Annotated in this window: 13 protein-coding genes; 4 read left to right on the forward strand and 9 right to left on the reverse strand. The window is 61.7% G+C overall.

Features of this window, described 5'->3' with window-relative positions:
• Window positions 1-22: 22 nt before the first annotated feature.
• The 8 genes from KKO72_RS05085 to KKO72_RS05120 form a co-directional block, all read right to left on the reverse strand.
• Window positions 23-1285, reverse strand: coding sequence for a DUF1513 domain-containing protein (locus tag KKO72_RS05085; RefSeq protein ID WP_214936071.1), 1263 nt, complete (start codon window positions 1283-1285; stop codon window positions 23-25).
• The gene (locus KKO72_RS05090) at window positions 1239-2444 is read right to left on the reverse strand and encodes an imelysin family protein (RefSeq protein WP_214936073.1); all 1206 of its coding nucleotides are present in this window, start codon (window positions 2442-2444) and stop codon (window positions 1239-1241) included. Before KKO72_RS05090 ends, KKO72_RS05085 begins: the two co-directional genes overlap by 47 nt.
• 57 nt (window positions 2445-2501) lie before the next feature.
• Window positions 2502-3881 (reverse strand): di-heme oxidoredictase family protein, encoded by a 1380-nt coding sequence (locus KKO72_RS05095; RefSeq protein WP_214936238.1) that lies wholly within the window; start codon window positions 3879-3881, stop codon window positions 2502-2504.
• Window positions 3882-4293: 412 nt separating this feature from the next.
• Complete coding sequence (locus tag KKO72_RS05100; RefSeq protein ID WP_214936240.1) at window positions 4294-4602, reverse strand: DUF2149 domain-containing protein; 309 nt, start codon at window positions 4600-4602, stop codon at window positions 4294-4296.
• 2 nt (window positions 4603-4604) lie between these two features.
• Window positions 4605-5081, reverse strand: a complete 477-nt coding sequence (locus KKO72_RS05105) for a MotA/TolQ/ExbB proton channel family protein (RefSeq protein WP_251140456.1) — start codon at window positions 5079-5081, stop codon at window positions 4605-4607.
• Window positions 5082-5092: 11 nt separating this feature from the next.
• A complete protein-coding gene (locus tag KKO72_RS05110; RefSeq protein ID WP_214936075.1) occupies window positions 5093-6013 on the reverse strand; it encodes a ChaN family lipoprotein in 921 nt (306 codons plus the stop codon).
• Complete coding sequence (cobN, locus tag KKO72_RS05115) at window positions 6010-10062, reverse strand: cobaltochelatase subunit CobN (RefSeq protein ID WP_251140457.1); 4053 nt, start codon at window positions 10060-10062, stop codon at window positions 6010-6012. Before cobN ends, KKO72_RS05110 begins: the two co-directional genes overlap by 4 nt.
• Before the next feature lie 9 nt (window positions 10063-10071).
• A complete protein-coding gene (locus KKO72_RS05120) occupies window positions 10072-12303 on the reverse strand; it encodes a TonB-dependent hemoglobin/transferrin/lactoferrin family receptor (protein ID WP_214936077.1) in 2232 nt (743 codons plus the stop codon).
• A 195-nt stretch (window positions 12304-12498) separates the two neighbouring features.
• Here KKO72_RS05120 and KKO72_RS05125 point away from each other — a divergent pair, with 195 nt between their 5' ends.
• The gene (locus tag KKO72_RS05125; protein ID WP_214936079.1) at window positions 12499-12840 is read left to right on the forward strand and encodes a c-type cytochrome; all 342 of its coding nucleotides are present in this window, start codon (window positions 12499-12501) and stop codon (window positions 12838-12840) included.
• A 192-nt stretch (window positions 12841-13032) separates the two neighbouring features.
• Here the strand turns inward: KKO72_RS05125 and KKO72_RS05130 are convergent, their stop codons facing one another.
• Entirely contained in the window at window positions 13033-14238 is a 1206-nt protein-coding gene (locus tag KKO72_RS05130; protein WP_214936081.1) for an imelysin family protein, read from the reverse strand.
• A gap of 301 nt (window positions 14239-14539) precedes the next feature.
• Here KKO72_RS05130 and KKO72_RS05135 point away from each other — a divergent pair, with 301 nt between their 5' ends.
• The 3 genes from KKO72_RS05135 to KKO72_RS05145 are packed head-to-tail and all read left to right on the forward strand — an operon-like array spanning window position 14540 to window position 18581.
• Window positions 14540-16747: a TonB-dependent siderophore receptor gene (locus KKO72_RS05135; RefSeq protein WP_251140458.1), complete on the forward strand. Its 2208-nt coding sequence runs from the start codon at window positions 14540-14542 to the stop codon at window positions 16745-16747.
• A gap of 5 nt (window positions 16748-16752) precedes the next feature.
• A complete protein-coding gene (locus tag KKO72_RS05140; protein WP_214936085.1) occupies window positions 16753-17433 on the forward strand; it encodes a Fe2+-dependent dioxygenase in 681 nt (226 codons plus the stop codon).
• Entirely contained in the window at window positions 17430-18581 is a 1152-nt protein-coding gene (locus KKO72_RS05145; RefSeq protein ID WP_214936087.1) for an alpha-hydroxy acid oxidase, read from the forward strand. Before KKO72_RS05140 ends, KKO72_RS05145 begins: the two co-directional genes overlap by 4 nt.
• Window positions 18582-18639 lie beyond the last annotated feature (58 nt).

The following is an 18639-nucleotide window of genomic DNA, read 5'->3' on the forward strand; positions in this document are numbered from 1 at the left end:
CTCAAAGCTGCTGTTTGAGCGCTCAGACGTGGAGCCAGTGGTTGTCGACCCGGCCGTTGGCCCAGGGGTGCAACTGGCCGGGCAGGGTGGTGTTGGCCTGATTGACCTCTGCGCTGGTGGCCACACGCATCACACCCGCACGCCCACCAACCCAGACCGAATTGGCGTCTACCGCCAGGGCGCCGGCCTCGGCCAGCGGGGTGCTGCCCAGATACTGACCATCCAATGCATAGCGAGCCACCACCTGGCCCCGGGTGGCGCTGACCAGAAACTGCGCCTGGGGTCCCCGCCTGGCCACGGTGACGTCCCCGCCATAACCCGCGAGGGCCGGTTGGCCTGTGGCCAAAGACAAGGCGCCGTCGGCTTGATCGGCCCAGCTCAGCCGGGCCAGCAGCGGTGCGGCGGCTTTGAGGGCCGGGTCGTCATGTTCGGCCTGCAAGGCAATGCCCAGGGTGGGTGTGCTGCTGGCCTGGCTGGGGTCGGGCAGGGCCCAGGCCAGGTGGCGCAGGCTCAGGCGCGGGTCGGGCAAACGCCACTGGCCCAGTCGCTCACCGGTGTCGGGGTGCAGGCAGCAAATGCTGGGGTCCATCTGCTGCAGTTGGCGTTTGACACGCCCGGTTTCGACGCTGGTGTCGATGCCACCATTGGCGACAAACAACATGCCAGCCAAAGGATGTTTTTTTGCTATTGATTGGGTAGCTGGTAGCCCAAGTACAGCATGGGGATCCAGCCCAAAAGTCTTGTATTCGGTCTGCAGCTGCAGGCTGCGGGCGTCACGCACCCCCAGCAGGCCCTGGCCGTTGTTGGTGTCGATTTCGGTGGTGTAGATGCGCAAGCCGTCCGCACTCACCAGCACATGGCCGCTGAATACCCGGTCACTGGCTTGCCACAACCACTGGGCGGGTTGGCCAGGCGTCAGTCGGATCAGCCAATCGCCCGGGCGACGTGCGGCGACCAGCAGGCTGCCGTCGGGCAGCAGGGCCAGGCCGTGGCCCCGTGTGGGCAGTTCCAGCTGGTGCAGCGTTGTCAGTTGGCCGCTGGCATCGAGCTGCAGCCAACCGGCGAAATGCTGGCTCTGTGAGTTGTCCCAGCAGGCGGCAAAACGCTGCCCGCTGGGGCGCTTGTGTGCTGTGTGGCTGGCCGTGGCGCCAAGTGCTGACCCCAGCGGCAGCAGTGTCAGGGCGCTCAGGCCAAGGCTTTGCAACGCTGCGCGGCGTGTCAGCGCCTGGATGGGCGGCTCAATCCCCATCGGCATCGGAGAAACCCAGCGCAATGTCGAGGGCACTGGCCACCTCGTTCTGGAACAAGACGGTGACGGTTTTGAGTGCAGCGGTCAGTGCCAGCAGTTCGCGCTGCTCGGCTGCACGCGAGCTGGCCTGTGCGGGCAACTGGTCGATGCGGGTGCTGACCGCATCCAGCGCCTGGGCCCAGCGTTGGGCCAGCGCGATCTGGCCCTGGCCCAGCAGCAGTGCCTCAATCGGCACCAGCGCCTGGCCTGGTGTGGGTGGTTGGGTCCGTTGTGCCTCGCTCAGCCGTCCTTGGGTCAGCAGGCTGTGCCATTGGGCGCGCCAGCCTGCCAGATTGGTCTCGCGCCCCATGCGGGCGAATTGCGGGCTGCTGTTTTTGCGTGTCTCACCCAGGGTTTGTGCGGTTTTGAGGGGTTTCTCCAGATGGGCCCAGCGCAGGCGCTCCAGCCCGCCCAGCCACTGGTTGACCCACTCGGCCATCGCGATGGCAGTGTCGTCCGGGGTCTGCTCCCAGTCTTTGGCTGCCCAGGTGGCCAGTTCCGTTCCCAGCTCCGTGGCCTCGACCTGCACGCCCTGCGCCAGCAGGCCCAGGTAGCGGCAGCTGGCCTCAGAAGGGGTGATCGACCCGCTGCGTTGGCCTGCTGCCACTGGCCGCCACTGTGTCATCAGCAGCTCCATGGCGGGCAAACCTTTGGCGAGGGTGCCCACGGTTTCCATGTCGGCCAGGGTCTGCGGCGCTTTGGCGAGCGCTTTGGTAAGCAGCTCTGGGCGGGTTGGCCAGAAGTCGATCTGGCGTTGTGAGCGGCGGGTCAACATCGGCCCGACCGCAGGGGTGGACAGGGTTTCCCAGGCCAGCATGGTGTGTTGCCATTGGGTGTGCAAGCTGGTCCAGGCGGCTTGCCGGGCACGCAACGGAGTCCCAGGTGTGGGCAAGCTCTGGCAATACTGCTGGGTGGCAGCCACCAGGGCCTCGGCCTCGGAGGCAAAACGCTGAGACAGCGGTGGTAAATGTTGGCTGTACAGGCCCTGCATCACCTCGGCGGGGGAATACATGGGCATCAGTACCAGGGTTGCCGATGGTGTGGCTGCGTGGCTGGCCACGGTCAGCAGGGCGCTGCCGAGTGCCAGCGCCAGCCTGCGCGCAGGCCCGTTGCCTGGTGTCAAGGGCAGACCTTGATGGGGTGTGGTTTGATGCATCAAATTGGCCTCCGGCCCTTTTTCAATAAGGGGATATAGCTCTGAAATAAAGAGCATTTAGAGCGATTCCACAAACTTCACCAGCGCCGCACGTTGGGCGCGGCTCATCTGCAGGACCTGCTGTTGTGCCGCCTGCGCCTCGCCGCCATGCCACAACACCGCTTCGAGCACCCCATTGGCCCGGCCATCGTGCAACAGCCGGGTGTGGCCGTTGACCGCCTGGATCAGGCCGATGCCCCACAGCGCCGGGGTTTTCCACTGGCTGCCACTGGCGGCAAAGTCGGGCCGGCCATCGGCCAGGCCCGGGCCCATGTCGTGCAACAGCAGGTCGGTGTAGGGCCAGATGGTCTGGCCGTTGAGGGTCGGGCTGCTCATGCTGGGGTTGGGCCCCTGGTGGGTGGTGTAACTTGGGCGGTGGCAACTGGCGCAACCGGCCTGCTCAAACAGGGCCTGGCCCTGGCGCACCTGCGGGTCCTTGATCTGGCGCCGTGCCACCGGGGCCAGCACCGCCTGGTAAAACACCACGTCCTCGAGCGTGGGCTGGTCGATCTCAAAAGCGCCGCCGTGGCCGCCACTGGTCGCTTGCAAACAATCTTTCTGAACCGGTGTGCAGCCCTCACCGGGTGCCCAGACCGAGGTGATGCCGATGTCGCCGCGGAAGGCACCCGCCGACTGGTGGGCGATGCTGGCCACATTGGCCTTCCAGCCAAAACGCCCGATCATCTCTTTTTGCGCCACCGCGTCCCACACCCGGTTGACCTGGCCTTTGATGGGGCCGGGGCTGGCCGCCTGGTCGGCGGCGTTTTGCAGGATGTCGGCCTCGGTAATCGCCTCCAGCAGGCCAATGCCCATCAGCTGCGGCGCCACACGCGGGCTGACCAACACCTTGGGTGACATCGGGCCATAGGCCAGCTGCCTGAAGCCATACACCGGTTGCTGCAGGGTGTAGCGGCTGCCGTCGGCAAAACGGCCACGCACGGGGGTGGTGCGCAACGTGACCTCACCCTCGGGGCGCACACCTTGCACGGCGGCATTGTTGAACTGGCCGCCATAGGTCGGCTCGGGCAACACCCCTTCGTGGGGGTCGGCCACACCGGGCACCGACAGGCGCATCAACAGCCCCACCGGCTGCTCATGACGACCACCTTTGACCTCGGGTGGGCGGCCCCGGCCATCGAGCGCGTGGCAGCCGCCGCAGGAGCGCGCGATGAAATGCGGCCCCAGACCATCACGCACCTTGGTGGAGGCGGGCGCCTCGACCCAGTTGCGCTTGAAAAACGAGTTGCCAATCGCAAAACGGGTGCGTTCCTCGTCGCTCAGGTTGGCTGCGGGCAGAGAAAACGCGTTTTTGCCATCCACCCACACGGTGGTGGCGCCGCCTGTGAGTTCTCCGGGGGGGGGGCTCGTGTCGGCCGCGTGCAGGGGGGCAGCCAGCATCAGCCCAAGCGTCGCCGTGAGTAGCAGAGGCTGGGCCTCGGTGGTGAACGGCCAGCGCGTGGCTGGAGCAGTAGCTGAGGTCAAAGAAAGGTGCATGAGACTGGGCTTGGTGTATTTCAAAATAAATAGCTGCTAGCCCTATTTAAATAAGGGCTAGAGGCACTTTTGGCTTGTAACTCTGGCAGACCCGCACGGCGCCCGACCACACGTCTGGTGTGACGGTGGGGCACCAATACAGGCAGTGAGGTTTCATGCGGGCGGGTCGATGAGGGTGACAAAACGGTTTGCCAGCCACAACGGGCAAGAAGTGGCTTGACCACAGTATACAAACAAGAACCGTTCTCATTGAAGGCGATGCCAGGTTGGTCAGCAAGACCAGGCACCGCCGCCCAGCCGCTTGTCAACTCGAGGCTTACTCCGGCACGTAGACGATGCCGCCGTCTTTCATGCGGTAGGCGGTGCCGGCTTTGGCGCCTTCACCCTGGCCGATCTGGCCGCTGGCTTTGTAGCGCTCGATCTTTTCGCCCTTTTTCACCATCATCTCCATGGTCGGTTTGCCTGCATCGGTGATCACGGTCACGTCACGCTGGCTGAAGTTGTTGAGCATCGGGTTTTGCGCCACGGTGATCAACAAGGCGGCGATGATCACCAGAAAGATGTCGATGATGTTGACCACCGACAGGATCGGGTCATCGTTCTCGGGTTCGTGCAGCAGCTTCAGGCTCATGGCTTGGCCCTTTGCTGCAGGATCACCATTTCTTCAGCCAGCCAGCGGCGGCGCACGTTGGACACCCAGTAGGTGATGCTGGCCGCAATCAGCGCCAGAATCACCGCCGAAAAAGCCACCGTGAGGCTGCCTGACACCTGCGCCAGGTTGCCATCGGACAGGGATTTGAGGGCAGGCCCCATCGGGATCATGGTGCCCACCAGGCCCAGCATCGGCGCAATGCGGCTGGCCAGGCGCTCGGGCTCCAGCAGTTTGTGGGCAAATAAGTCCAGCTCATCTTCGCTGGCTTGCGGGAACTTCTCGGCGTGGCGCAGCAGCGGGAAACCTCGACCCTGCTCGGGCTGGCGCCGCTGCAGGGCCTGCACCACAAAGGCGCCCAGCGCGTAGAGCGCGTAGACAAACAGCAGGGCCACCAGCCCCAAGACAGGCAGCAAAAACAGCTGGCCAATTTGGTACATCAACAGTTCAATCATGGTGCTTTCTTTCATTTGGATTCTGGGGGCTGGGCTGGCGCGGCGGCTGGGGCCACCAGGCCGGTCAGGGGTTTGGCGCAGGCATCTGGCCGGGGTGTGGCGGCGGTGAACCACAGCAGGTCAAACCCCGCGCTGTCGTAGTCACTGGCGCTGAGCTGGCCGTCAACCACCTCTACAAAAGTGATGCTCAGAGCCCGGCTGGGTTCGGCAAGGTACTGGGGCACAGCGCGGTCGCTGCGCACATGGCCCGCGCCAGCCACCAACACCACCGGGCCGGGCACGCTGTCCAGCACCTGGGCCATCTGCAGGTCACGTGCCCGTTGGGCTGCCACGATGCGGGCCAGCAGTTGGGGGTTGGGGCGATGCCCACAGTGGCCTTCAACCACGTCGTCTTCCAGGTGGGCCATCTGGGTTGCAGACAACACCGGCAACTCGGGTGCCACTTTGCCCAGGGCGATGTTGCGTGCGTCAGCGCGCGACAGGTTGGCCGCCAGCAATGGCCAGTGCTGTTGTGCGGCGTGGTTGATGAGTGCCTTGTACATCGGCCAGCGCCAGCCCTCGCGATTGAGCCGACCCGCGTCGGCCAGGGCTTCGGCATCGGTGGTGCCGGTGTTTTGCGCTGCGCTCAGGGCACTCTGGTGTTGGACATCGAATTGCTCCAGCGCCAGGGCGGGTTGTCGCCCCTGGTCTGCCAGCGCTTGCAGCACCTGCAACTGGCGCGCATGGTGGATGGCGCTGTCGTGTTTTTCACCGAGCAAGACATAACGGGTGGCGCCCGCGCGTTGGTAGGCTTGTTGGGGACTGATGAACTGGCCCGCCCGCACATCCCAGATGCGGTCCGTCAACACATGGCTTGGGTTAGCTTCGGGGGGCGGGCTGGCACAGGCCGTCAGTATCAGGCTCAAAGTGAGCAGGGGTAACCAGGGTCTCATGGTGTTCTCCATTGTTGCCAGGCACCGGCCAGCGGTGCCAAAAATAATAGCGATAGTGCGAGTAATAACAAGGGCTCCAAGGCATTTGGAGCCTCCGGCTGAACCGGCTCCAGTTTCAAACCGGTGATCTGGGGCGGCACAGGCGCAGGTGCCGGTTGGGGAGCGGGGGCCGCAGCTGGCGCAGCGACGGGTCGGTCCACAGCGCGAGGGGTCGCGGGGCTCATCAAGGCCTCCTGGGGCACTTGAGATTGGCTCAGTCCGTAACCTGGCAGGCCCACAAACTCCTGCAGGCTCCGGTTGTCGGTGCGCACGTCAAAGCGCTGCGCCAGGTCCTTGTAGCGTGCCTTCAACTCGTCCACGGTGGCGCTGTCGGCCTGCCAGTAGCCCTGGCGTGCCATCTCCAGCATACGTTCCATCATCTGTGCCAGGGCATGTGGGTTGTTGCGCTCCATCCACTGTGTGATGCCCAGTTGGTGTTTGTCGCGCACATACACGTCGGCAAATTCCTGCCACTGGTCATCACGCACGATCTCGCGCGCCACGGTGGTCCAACCGGTGAAGTTGTTGAGGCTGTCGAGCATCTGGGTGGTGCCGGCATAACCCTCTTGCATCAGCGCCTGGATATGGCCGGGGTGGAAGTTGCGGGTGGCCAGCTCCTTGGCCAAAAAGCTGGCGGCATCTTCTGCCTTGCCGGAGCCCGCACCACGCAGGTTCGAGATCAACAGCTCAGGCGCTTTGCCGTCGATGTAACGCACAGCGGCGGCAATGCCCCCCAGGTACTGGAACGGGTCGTCGGTGGTGAGCATGCCGTATAGGTTGGAGCTGCGTGCCAGCACCGCCGCCTGGGTGCCTTTGAGCTGGGTGGCGTACAGGTTGACAGCTGTGCTGCCATCGGCCCCGGCGGCACTGGCCAGATCGGAACCACTTTTGCCCCAATCGGCCTCATCCGGGCCATAGGCAAACTGCATTTTGCGCAGGTACAGCTCGGCCATTTTGCGGTCACCTTCGGCCTGGGTTTTCCAGGTGTCGGTTGCAAGTGCCGCATCGTCCAGGCCGGAGCCGTAGTTGCCGGAGGCGCTGGCGAAAATCCGGGTTTCGGCAGCTTTCTGGGCGGCCTCGGTGCGCCAGCCCTGCGCTGCCAGTTGCCCGGCCACCGTGCGGGTGTTGTTGGCCACCGCGTTGTCGGCCTCGTTGGTGGCCTGTGCGGCCAGTTGCGCCGCTCGCGCCAGCTGTTTCAACACGTTGGGAAAGTGGTCGCGGTACAGGCCGGTGGCGGACAACACCACGTCGATGCGCGGTCGACCCAGGGTCTGGCGTGGCACCAGCTTGACGTCCACCACCCGTCCGCCCGCATCCCAGACCGGCTCGACACCCAGCGCCCAGAGGGCCTGTGCTTCGAGCAGCCCCTGGTGGCGCATGGTTTCGACCGACCAGAGGGAGAAGGTGAATTTGGAGGGTGTCACACCGGTTTTTGATTTGTGCGCCGCCACCAGTTTGTCCAGTGCTTCCTGGCCCGCCTTCCAGGCGGCCTGGGTTGGCACGCGAGACGGGTCAAAGCCGTAGAGGTTGCGCCCGGTGGGCAGGCTATCGGGGTTTTTGATTGGGTCGCCGCCGTAAGAGGTGGCGATGTGGCGACCGTCCAGCGCCGCCAGCAGGCCCCGGGTTTCACCTTCCGCCTGCAGGTCGGTAAACCAGCGTTGGCCTTGGGCCACCATGGCTTGGAGTTTGGGCGGCAGGGTGTCCACGGCTGCGCCTTCCACCAGGTGGCGGCGCAACAGTTGGTAGGGCGCGGTCTGTGCTATTTTGCTGAAGTCAGCCACGATGGCCTCGTCCGCGTCTTGTGTTGTGCCGTTCAGATGCATGGCAGTGGCTTCCCAGAACGGTGCCCCCAGCATCATCAACACGGTGGCCAGTTGGCCATGTTCGCCCGCACCTTTGCCAAAGGTATGCAAACCCAAGGGTTGTGCGGTTTGGGCCAGCTCGTGCAAATGGTCGTGCAGGGCGTTGACAAAGGCGGGAAATTCCTGCGCCATGCGCGTCTGGCCCCAGCCCATGTCCAGGTCAATGCGTTCCTTGACCACGGTCGCCATCAGCTGGGCGCGCAACTGCTCTTTGACCACACCTTCGTCCTGGGCCAGCCAGGCGTGTAAATCGTCGTGCAACTGGGTCAACACCGAGTGCAGCCCGGCCGGGGCAAACGGCGGGGTCTGGTAGCTGATGTTGACTGCGCGGCCACGCCGTTTGGTCTGCACCGCCTCGCCAATGTTGTCCACGATGTAGGGGTAGATCACTGGCACATTGCCAATCGCCAGCAAGGGGTAGTCGTCCACCGACAGGCCGCGCTCCTTGCCGGGTAACCACTCTTGGGTACCATGGGTGCCGTAGTGGACCAAGGCATCGGCCTTGAACTGCTCACGCATCCACAAATAGCCCGCCATGTAGGAGTGCGGCGGTGCCGCGCTGCTGGAGTGGTAGATGGCCTTGTTTTTGGCGTACACCCCATCACTCACCGGCTCGCCACGGGGTGGTTGCGGCAGGATGCTGATGTTGCCGAGTTTCAGGCGTGGAATCGCAAAGTAGGTTTTGCCATTCCGCTGCACCAGAAACACCGACTTGTCGGGGTGGCCCACCGCCGTGACCCAGGCCTCGCGCTGCGCGTCGGGCAGGCTGGCCAGCCAGGTTTTGTAGGTAGCCAGCGGCATCAGTTCAGCCAGGCCGTCGCGTACCAGCGCGTCCATTTCTTCGGTCACAGTGCCGGGACGGTAAAAGGGTTTGAGCAGGCGCTGCATCTGGCGCGTCAGCGTGGTCGCATCGGGTGTCTCGGTGCGGTAACCTGCTGCCTGCATGGCCGCCAGGGTGGCTTCCAGGCTGGTGGGCAGGTTCATGAAAGAGGCGCCCAGGTTCTTCTCGCCCGGGGGATAGTTCCAGAACATGATCGCCACCTTTTTGTCGGCATTGGCCAGACGGGTCAGGCGGGCCAGGGCCAGGGCTTTGCCGACCACCGCCGCCGTTTGTTCGGGGATGGCTTGCACCTGTTCGCTGGTTTTGTTGGTGGCAGCGGCCACCATCACATCCAACACACCGGCATATTCAGGCTGCGACAGGTAAAAGGGTACGTCCATGAGGCTGATGCCCACCGGATCTTGCGCCCACGCGTCTGCATCCGCTTTTCGGTAAGCCATGGCCTGGATCACCGGGATGCCCAGCTTGTCAAACTCGGCGCGGCGGCCTTCTGGATTGAGCAAAATCTGGGTGCTGATCAGCACGTTGGCCAGTGCTTGACCTTCGGGGACCAGCAGCTGGGTGATGGCGCTGTTGTCCATCACCGGGCTGTAGAAGGCCAGCGGGACCGCACCGGCGGCTTCGATGCGGGTGATCAGGTCGTCGATCAGACCGGTTTGTTCTGCGGCGATGGACTGCTGGTGAAACGCAATCGCCACCACTGGTTTGCCCCGCACATCACCCCTCCAGCGCAGGTAGGCTGCGGTGTTGTCAAACACCAGTTGGGGCGCCTTGGGGTGGTAGATGGCTGTGGCGGCAAACACCTGGGGTGGGGCCAGGTAGTGCCAAGGTCGGTGTACCAGATGGGCGGCCAGGGTGGCAAAAAAGCCCGCGTTGTTGGCACGTCCACCGTTCACGTAATAGGCGTGCAGGCGTTTGGCCAGGTCGTCGGGTAGGTGTTGCCATTGCGGCTGGCTGGTGTGTAACCACAACACCGGTGTTCTGGCCAGCGCCAGGGCGGGCAGTGCGTCTTTCACTTTGGCGGATATGGCCTCCTGGATGTGGTCGCGCGGTGCGTCAAACATCACCACGTCAAAGCCTTTCCAGAGACCTGCATCCACACTGGTGAGTTTTTCAACAAACCTTGCTTCGACCTGGATGCCATAAGGCGCTGCCACTGCCGACAAAGCCCGAAACTTGCCGGGTGTGATCGGGCTGCTGGTGACAAACAGCACCGATGCGGCGAAGGATGTCAGTGGCAAACACAGCAAACAACACCAGGCCAGCAGCCGCAGCGCCATGCGCTGGGCAAGTGATAAACAACACATCAGCTGAGCTTAAAAGCTATGGGTCAGGCTGACCGTGAAGTTGCGACCGGGCTGGCTGTAGGCATCCACCACATTGCTGCTGGCACTCAGACTGCGGACATCGGCCCATTCGACGTATTTACGGTCAAACAGGTTGTTGATGCCTGCTGTCAACCGGGTGGCTTTGCTGAACGCGTACCAACCAGAGACATCCATCACCGAGTAACCGCCGGGTGTGTAACCGCTGGCGTTGGGGTTGCGTTTTTTGCGATCAACGGCTTTGAACACACTCTCCACACCCCAGCTGGCGCCATGGGTGTAGCGCAGCCCCAGCACCAGTTTGTCCGGGTCAATGGTGTCCAGAGGTTTTTTCACACCATTGTTGATCGAGTCACCTTCGGCATGGGCGTAGGCCGCCGAAACTGTCCAGCCTTTGGCAAAGGACCAGTCCCCACGGAATTCGACACCTTGGATGGTGACATTGTTGAGGTTGATGCTTTGGTACACGTCGGGTGTAGGCCTGGTGTTGTCCGTGATCAGCACATTGCTGGCGATGAAGTCCTTGTATTTGCCGCGAAAAGCACTGACGCTGTAGCGGCGCGTGGCATCACCGCCGCGCAGGCCCACTTCAAGGGTGTCACTGGTTTCTGCCTTGAGGTTGGGGTTGCCGATGGAGGTGTAGGGATCTGTCGCTGTCAGGTTGGTTACACCACCATTGACCTGGCTGGCTTTGGGTGCACGAAAGCCGTGGGCGTACTGGGTGAAGAAGTTGGTCATGGGTGCCAGTCGCCACACCATACCGAGTTTGGGTGAAAGCGCGGAGTCACTCAGTTCGGACGGTGTGGTCTGGTTGTTGACCTGGTAGAGCGCGCTGGTTTTGGGTGAGAGCTTGAAGCTGTCGTAGCGCAAACCGGGGGTCACACTGACCGCGCCCAAGTTGATCTCGTCCTGCACGAAGGCGCCAAAGGTGCTGTAGTCGGTGTCCGGGAAACTGGTGTTGTTGACAAACGCGGTGCCACTGCTGTTGTAGCCCTCTTTGACCAAGGCCACCTGGGTCTGTGCTACATCCAGTCCATACACCATTCTGTGGGTGATGTCGCGCCCGGCGCTGCTTTCGAACTGGATGCTGCCGCCCACCGTGTCTTCCGAGTAGTCGGTGTCACGGGTGCGCACCAGGGGATTGGTGGAGCGGGCCTCAAAGCCGTATTGGTGGTTGACGGAGCGCTGGCCATAGACGCTGGTGCGCAGGACATCAAACCAGGTCGCTCGGGTGGGGCTGTACTGGTAGTCGATCTTGGCCAGATCACGGGAGATGTTTTCCCGCGCATCCACTTGTGTCAGGGTAGCAACGGTGAACGGGTCACCAAAAAAGCTCAGGATGTTGGTGTCGTTCTGCCGGTCCAGCGTTTCCATGGTCAGCTTGACCTGGTGACCACCGCCTGGGTTGATGATCAGTTTGGACAGCAGGTAATCCACCTCGGTGTCGGACGGGTTGGGCGTGGTGCGGTTCAGGTTGGCCACATCGTTGGTTCCCATGTTGTCGGTTTCGTGGCCACGCCGGAAGCTGGTCAGGACCATGCCTTGAACGGTGTCACCCTTGAAGGCAAAACTAGGAGCCACTTGCACCGAGTTGTCTGCCGATGCATAAGCGGTTTTCAGGTTGAACTGGGTCGTATTGCCCAGGGTCAGCAGGTCGGACGGGTCCTTGGTCAGGAAACTCACCGCCCCGGCCAGCCCGTCGGAGCCAAACTGGGTGCTCGATGCACCGCGCAAGATCTCCACACGCTTGTAACCTTCGGACTCCAGCGTATCGCCGCGTCCGGCGGCGTAAGGCCCACTTTCGTAGGTGGCTGGCAAGCTCACGCCGTCCACCTGCAGGCGTACTTGGTCACCCTCCAGGCCTCGGATGTTGACCCCCTCGTTGCCACCGCGGCCGGTGTTGTAGAACACGCCAGAGGCCCGGTTCGGCTGGGCTCGCACCGAGACACCCACCTCGTTTTTGAGCAAGTCCTCCAGGTCGGTCGGATTTTGGTTGGCGATGTCTTGCGCGGTGATGGTGGTGATGGTGGCTGGCACATCATCGAGTTCTTGCTCGACCCGGCTGCCGCTGACCACCACCACTTTGAGCGTGGCAGATGTTTGTGCCTGTGGTTCGTTGGCCAGTGCGGTTTGCCCCCAACTTGCGGCGGTGCCCCAAGCAAGCCCCAGGCACAGGGAGAGTTTGGTCAGTGAAAAATCACCAGAAGTACGCCAATTCGCCATGAAACATCCTTTAAAAAGTGTGTGATGTGGCTGGCTCTGCTGGTGCGCATCGTCGGGCAATCTGTGAGCGATGAGCTGGTCTGGCTTGGCTTGCTAGATAAGCCTTTCATTATATATGAGAAGCATTCGCATTTAAGATAAGATGGTTATCCGATGCTCAGACGGAGCGTTTTCTTTCATGCATGGAGACACACAATGAAAACAAGCAGCTTATTCCTGTGGGTTGGCGCTGGCCTGCTGTTGGCTGGAGCCGCCCAGGCAGACGAGGCTCTGGCCAAAACCAAGGGTTGCCTGGCCTGCCACACGGTCGAGACCAAGGTGTTGGGGCCGGCCTACAGGGCGGTGGCCAAAAAATACAAAGGCAAAAAGGACGCCGAGGCCACCCTGACGCAGCACATTCTCAAAGGCACACCGATGCCTGCGGGTATGGGGTGGCAAAAGGAAGGTCAAGCCAGCTTGCCGTTCATGCCGGCCAATGCGTCGGTGAGTCCGGCCGATGCCAGCAAACTGGCCAAGTGGATTCTCAGCCTTCAGTAGAAGGTATTGAACACCCGCCCATGAGCTGGCGCGGGTGTTGTTGAAGGCGTCAGAGCAGGGTGCCGGGTTGGACAACTCCATCCGACTGTCGGTGCAGGAATATTAAAAACAATAGCTTCAGGCCCTTATGGAATAAGGGCTGGAAGCTAATTTCTTATATAAGTTCCGGCTGCGATGGCAGGCGGGCCTGCATCACGGCTCGACCAAGGTCAGCTTCTTGATGCCCACCGCACCGGCGGCAGCCACCAGGTCTTTGCTTTGCTGGGTCAGGCTGGCGATGGTTTTCTGGATGCGCTGGCGGCCCGGGGCGTCTTTGGCGCCCATAATTTCGCGATCAAAGGGCGCCTGGATGGCCTCAGCAGCGGCTACCGACTGGGCGATTTGTTGTGAGGTTTTTTCGGCCAGTGCCGCGTCGGTCAGCGCGGTCAGGTCGCGCAACGAGGGGCCGCTGACCACGGTGCCGTCCAACCGTTTGTAACTGCCCAGCCAGACGTTCTGGATGCCTTTGGCGTTGGTGACAGCGTCACGGTGGGTGTTGTCAGAGAAGCAGGAGTGTTCGTCTTCCTGGTCCTGGCTGTTGAGCGCCACTTCCAGCCGTTCACCGGCGAGTTCACCGCGCGACAGCGAACCCAGACCAACCAGCATCTTGCGCACCGACTCCTTGCCACCTTTCTCGAACTTGGCGCGGTAGTTGTTTTTGACATCGGGCGCCCAGGCCTTGACCAGGTTGGCGCTGTCATCCACCAGCAGGTCCATCACGGTTTTCAGGTACAGGCGGCGGCGTTCGGCATTGGGGGCTTTGCCATCCACAAAATCCTCAAAACTGCGTGCACCCGGGCCAGTTTCGGACAAGTCCTGACCCCACAGGAAGAACTCGACCGCGTGCCAGCCGGTGGCAATGTTTTCTTCGCCGCCACGCTCGTTCTGGGCGATCAGGTTTTTGCGGTTGATGGCAAATTTTTTGTTGTTGATCAGGCCTGCGTTGGGTTTGCCTTGGACCGAGTCCACAAAGGACTCATCCATGGGCCAGGCGTTCATGCGGCCTTCCGGGCCACTGTCGCTGTCGATCGGTCCACCGTAGAAACGAAAGGCCTCTGTCTGGCCGTAGGCTTCACGAGCGGCCAGCCAGGCTTGTTTGGCTGCGTCTTGCGTCGTGCTCGAAGGCGTCGCCAAAAAGCTGTTGACCGCTGTTTGCAGTGCCAGGGCTGCCTGATGCACGTCTTGGTAGTTGGCGTGCACCAGTGTGGCGTATTGCGCCACCACGGCGGCGTGGGTCGCGCTGGTTTGGCTGCTGGCAGTTGCAGCAGCGGTCTGGGCTGTCGCAGTTGGCAACAAGCCGGGAGCAGTCAAAGAGCCCAGGGCGAGGGCCGCAGCCAGAGACAGGGAATGAAGTTTCATGAGGGTCCTTGTGGTGATTGATCAGCGTATGATATTTCACAATAAGAACGATTCGTATTTGTGATAGACTAAATTTTCGGCGACTGCCTTCATCCCCCTGCGGTCAGCCTTCACCAGCCAGTCAAGTCACGTCACCGTCCTGTGGTGACTGTGTCCTAGCCAGCCAACACCCCATCAGGTACCACACGCTATGACACAACCACATCCAAAAATCCCTAAAAAAAAGCCTGTAGCCCTTATGGTAAAAGGGTGTAACGCTACTAAAGCTATAGTTAATCCGCAGCTTCTGCCTATTGGTGCCATGTTGTTGGCGGGTTCCATGAGTGCGCTGGCGCAGGAAGCCACCACGGAACATGACAAAACCCTCAAGCCGGTGGTGGTCAAGGAGAAGGCTGAGGCGCCTGAAGGCCGTGACTCGGTTCGCGCCACCCAGACCACCATCGGCAAGGGTGTGCAGCAACTGCGCGATATTCCCCAGTCGGTCACCGTGGTGACCGAGCGGCTGATTGATGAGCGCAATCTGGACACTGTCAAAGAGGCTTTGAAGGTGACAGCAGGCATCTCGTTCCAGGCGGCGGAGGGCGGAGAGGAAGACATCAAGCTGCGTGGCTTTTCACTGGCCTCGACCGGCGACATTTTTGTGGATGGCATGCGTGATCCGGCTTTTTATGAGCGTGACACCTTCAGTCTGGATCGTATGGAGGTGATGCGTGGCTCCGCCTCGATGCTGTTTGGCCGTGGTTCCACCGGTGGCGCAGTGAACTTGGTCAACAAGGCGCCGACTCTGTTTGGTGACAACCAGGTGGATGTGACCGTGGGCAGCCACAACCACCGCCGTGTGGTGGGTGACTTCAACATCCAGACGGCCGACGATGCCGCCTTGCGCATCAACACCATGGTCACCGAGGCCGACAACAACGGTGCTGGCAGCAGTTTGGACAAGAAGGGTATTTCAGCCACCTACCGCTGGAACATTGGTGAAAAAGACGAATTCTCTGCCAGCCTTTACCACCTGGACAACAACAATGGCATGAACTACGGCATGCCGTGGATTAAACCCACGGCAACTTCTCCCGCCAGTTCAACCACCACCTTGCCATTGGATCCGACCGCGTATTACGGCATGGCCAGTGATTACAACGCGGGCACCGCCTCCACCGCCACCTTCACCCACACGCACCGTTTTGATGCTGACAGCACGCTCAAAACCCAGATTCGCAAGGGTGAATACACCCGTGATCAGCGGGCGGGTACGGTGCGCTTGTGCCAGGGCAGCACCAACCAGGCAGGTGTTTACACCCCTAACGCCGCTTGCCCGACGGTGACCAATGCCAACCTGAGTAATTTCAGCAATGCCACCGTGTTGACGCGTGGCACCCAGCTGAAGATTCAGGACATGGACACCCTGTATGCCCAAAGTGACTACCAGACCAAGTTCCAGGCCTGGGGTTTGCAGCACGAATTGTTGACCGGGGTTGATGTGGCGCGTGAAACCAAAGCGGTCTACGGTGCCCGCTCGGCCACGCAGGGTGGTGTGGTGCCAACCAAACCCTCTACCACTGTGGGGACACCGGACGATGGTGCCTGGGTGAACGAGGCATCTCGGGTGCTGCGAACAACCAGTGACTACACCTCCAGCGGCTGGGGTGCCTACATGCAGGACTTGGTTGAAGTTGCGCCACATTGGAAGGTGCTGGCCGGGCTGCGGTTTGACCATCTGAGTGGCGACTACACCAGTTACAACCTGTCCAACTCCAATGTGGCTTCGCAAGCCAGTTACCAGATGAAGGTGTCGGAGCTGAGCAAGCGTGTGGGGTTGTTGTACCAGCCCAATGATCTGCACTCCTACCACTTCTCGGCAGCCACCTCGTTCAACACCTCCGGTGATGCGTACTCTCTGGGGGCGACCAATGCCAATATCCCGCCCGAGCAGAGTGTCAACATCGAGTTGGGAGCCAAACTCGATACCGAAGACCAGCGCTTCACCACCCGGGTTGCGGTGTTTCGCTCTACCAAACTGCATGAGCGCAACACCGATCCGCTGGTCGATCTGGTGACGCTGTCGGGCAAACGCCATGTGGCCGGGGCGGAGATTGACGTGGCGGGCAGGCTCACGCCGCAGTGGGAAATTTATGCCTCGTACATGTGGATGCCGGTGGCGAAGATTGACGTCGGTGTGGCGGGCTCGGAAGGTCAGGGCACACGCCCCTCCAACACGCCTTACCACAGTGGCTCGTTCTGGAACACCTACCAGCTCAACGCCCAATGGCGTGTCGGGGCTGGCATCAACTTCCGTGGCCGTCAGACACCGATCCGCAACCCCGGCTGGGAAGTGCCCAGCTGGGTCACTGCCGATGTGATGGCTGAGTACAAGATGAACGAGAAGGTCACTTTCAAGGCCAGTGTCAGCAACATCACCAACAAGCTGTACGCTGACCAGCTGTACTCCGGGCATTACATTCCCGGTGCGGGCCGCCTGATCCAGGTCACTGGCAGCTTCAAGTTCTGACGACCATGTTGCTGACGCTGCCTCATATCCTGACGCCTGACGAGGTCAGCAACGTGAGCGAGCTGCTGGCCAGCGCGCCCTGGGGGGATGGGCGCGCCAGCGCGGGTGAGCAGGCAGCGCTGGTCAAAAACAACCAGCAGTTGCCACACGACTGTGAGGCCGCGCAGCAGATCCGGGCGTTGGTGCTGCGCGGGCTGGACCGCAGCAGCACTTTTTTCTCGGCGGCCTTGCCCAAGCGGGTGTTCACGCCCCGTGTTAACCGTTATGGGGGTGAGAGCAACTACTACGGTAACCACATCGACAACGCCATCCGGGCGCTGTCCAATGGTCAGAAGGTGCGCACCGATGTGTCTTGCACGGTGTTCTTGAACGACCCGGACGACTACGACGGTGGTGAACTCACCATTGCCGACACCTATGGTGAACAAACGGTGAAGCTGCCTGCAGGGCACGCGGTGCTGTATCCGGGCACCAGCCTGCATCAAGTCAAACCCGTCACACGTGGTCACCGGATGGCTTGTTTTTTGTGGATCGAGAGCATGGTGCGCAGCGATGAACAACGCCGTCTGTTGTTTGAGCTGGACATGAACCTGCTGCGCCTGCGCCAGCAACATGGTGAAAGTGACGAAACCACCGCACTCACCGGGGTCTATCACAACCTGCTGCGTGGCTGGGCGGACACATGAGCGAACAAACGCCTGCGCTGGCAGGGTTGCCTGCGGGTGTGGTGAGTCTGGCAGACCACGAGGTTTTGGCGCGCAGCCGACTCGATGCCAATGCCTGGGCCTATTTCAGTGGTGGCGCTGCTGACGAGTTGAGCTTGCAAGCCAATGTGGTCGCGTGGCAACAACAGCTGCTGCAACCCAGGGTTTTGCGTGATCTGAGTGGCGCACATACCCAGGTGGCCTTGCTTGGGCGCACCCTGGCACACCCGATTTTTTTGGCCCCAGTGGCCTACCAGCGTATGGCGCACCCGGACGGTGAAGTCGCCACCGCCTGCGCCGCTTCGGCCCAGCAGGCGGGTTTGGTGCTGAGTACCCAGGCCAGCATCCGGCTCGAAACCGTGGCCCAGGCGGTGGTGAGGGACCCGGAGCGTGGCCCCTTGTGGTTTCAGTTGTACCTGACGCCGGACCGGGCTTTTAACCGTGAACTGGTGCAGCGCGCCGAACGGGCAGGGTATGAGGCACTGGTGGTGACCGTGGATGCCCCGGTGAATGGCGCCCGTGACCGCGAGCGGCGTGCTGGCTTTCATCTGCCGCCAGGGGTGTCTGCGGTGAATCTGGCGGGGTTGCCACCCGCACCCGCCTCGACTCAGGTGCCGGGGCAAAGTGCTTTGTGTGGCGGCTTGTTACAAGTCGCCACTAGCTGGGCCGATATCGAGTGGCTGTTGTCTCAAACCAAATTACCGGTGCTGCTCAAAGGTGTGATGCACCCGGACGATGCACGCCAGGCGGTGCAACTGGGTGTGGCGGGCCTGGTGGTGTCCAACCACGGTGGGCGCACGCTGGACACCGCACCCACAACCGCTGCCGTGTTGCCGCGCATTCGCCAGGTGCTGGGCGCCGATGTTCCCTTGCTGGTGGACGGTGGCATTCGCCGCGGCACCGATGTGCTCAAAGCCGTGGCGCTGGGTGCCAACGCGGTGTTGATTGGTCGCCCCTACATCTATGGCCTGGCCAATGCCGGTGCTTTGGGTGTGGCGCACGTGCTGCGTCTGTTGCGTGATGAACTGGAAATCGTCATGGCTTTGTGTGGCTGTGTCCGTTTGGAGCCGGGTTGTGATTGTTTGTTTGTGCCTGAAGGGGCTGCGCCCGCTGTCTGGGTCCGCAAATAACAAGAAAATGCTTGACCGACGTCATGTAATGCGAATTACTCGTATTTATAATGAAAGT

This window comes from Rhodoferax sp. U11-2br, assembly GCF_018619435.1.
Lineage (GTDB): Bacteria > Pseudomonadota > Gammaproteobacteria > Burkholderiales > Burkholderiaceae_C > Rhodoferax.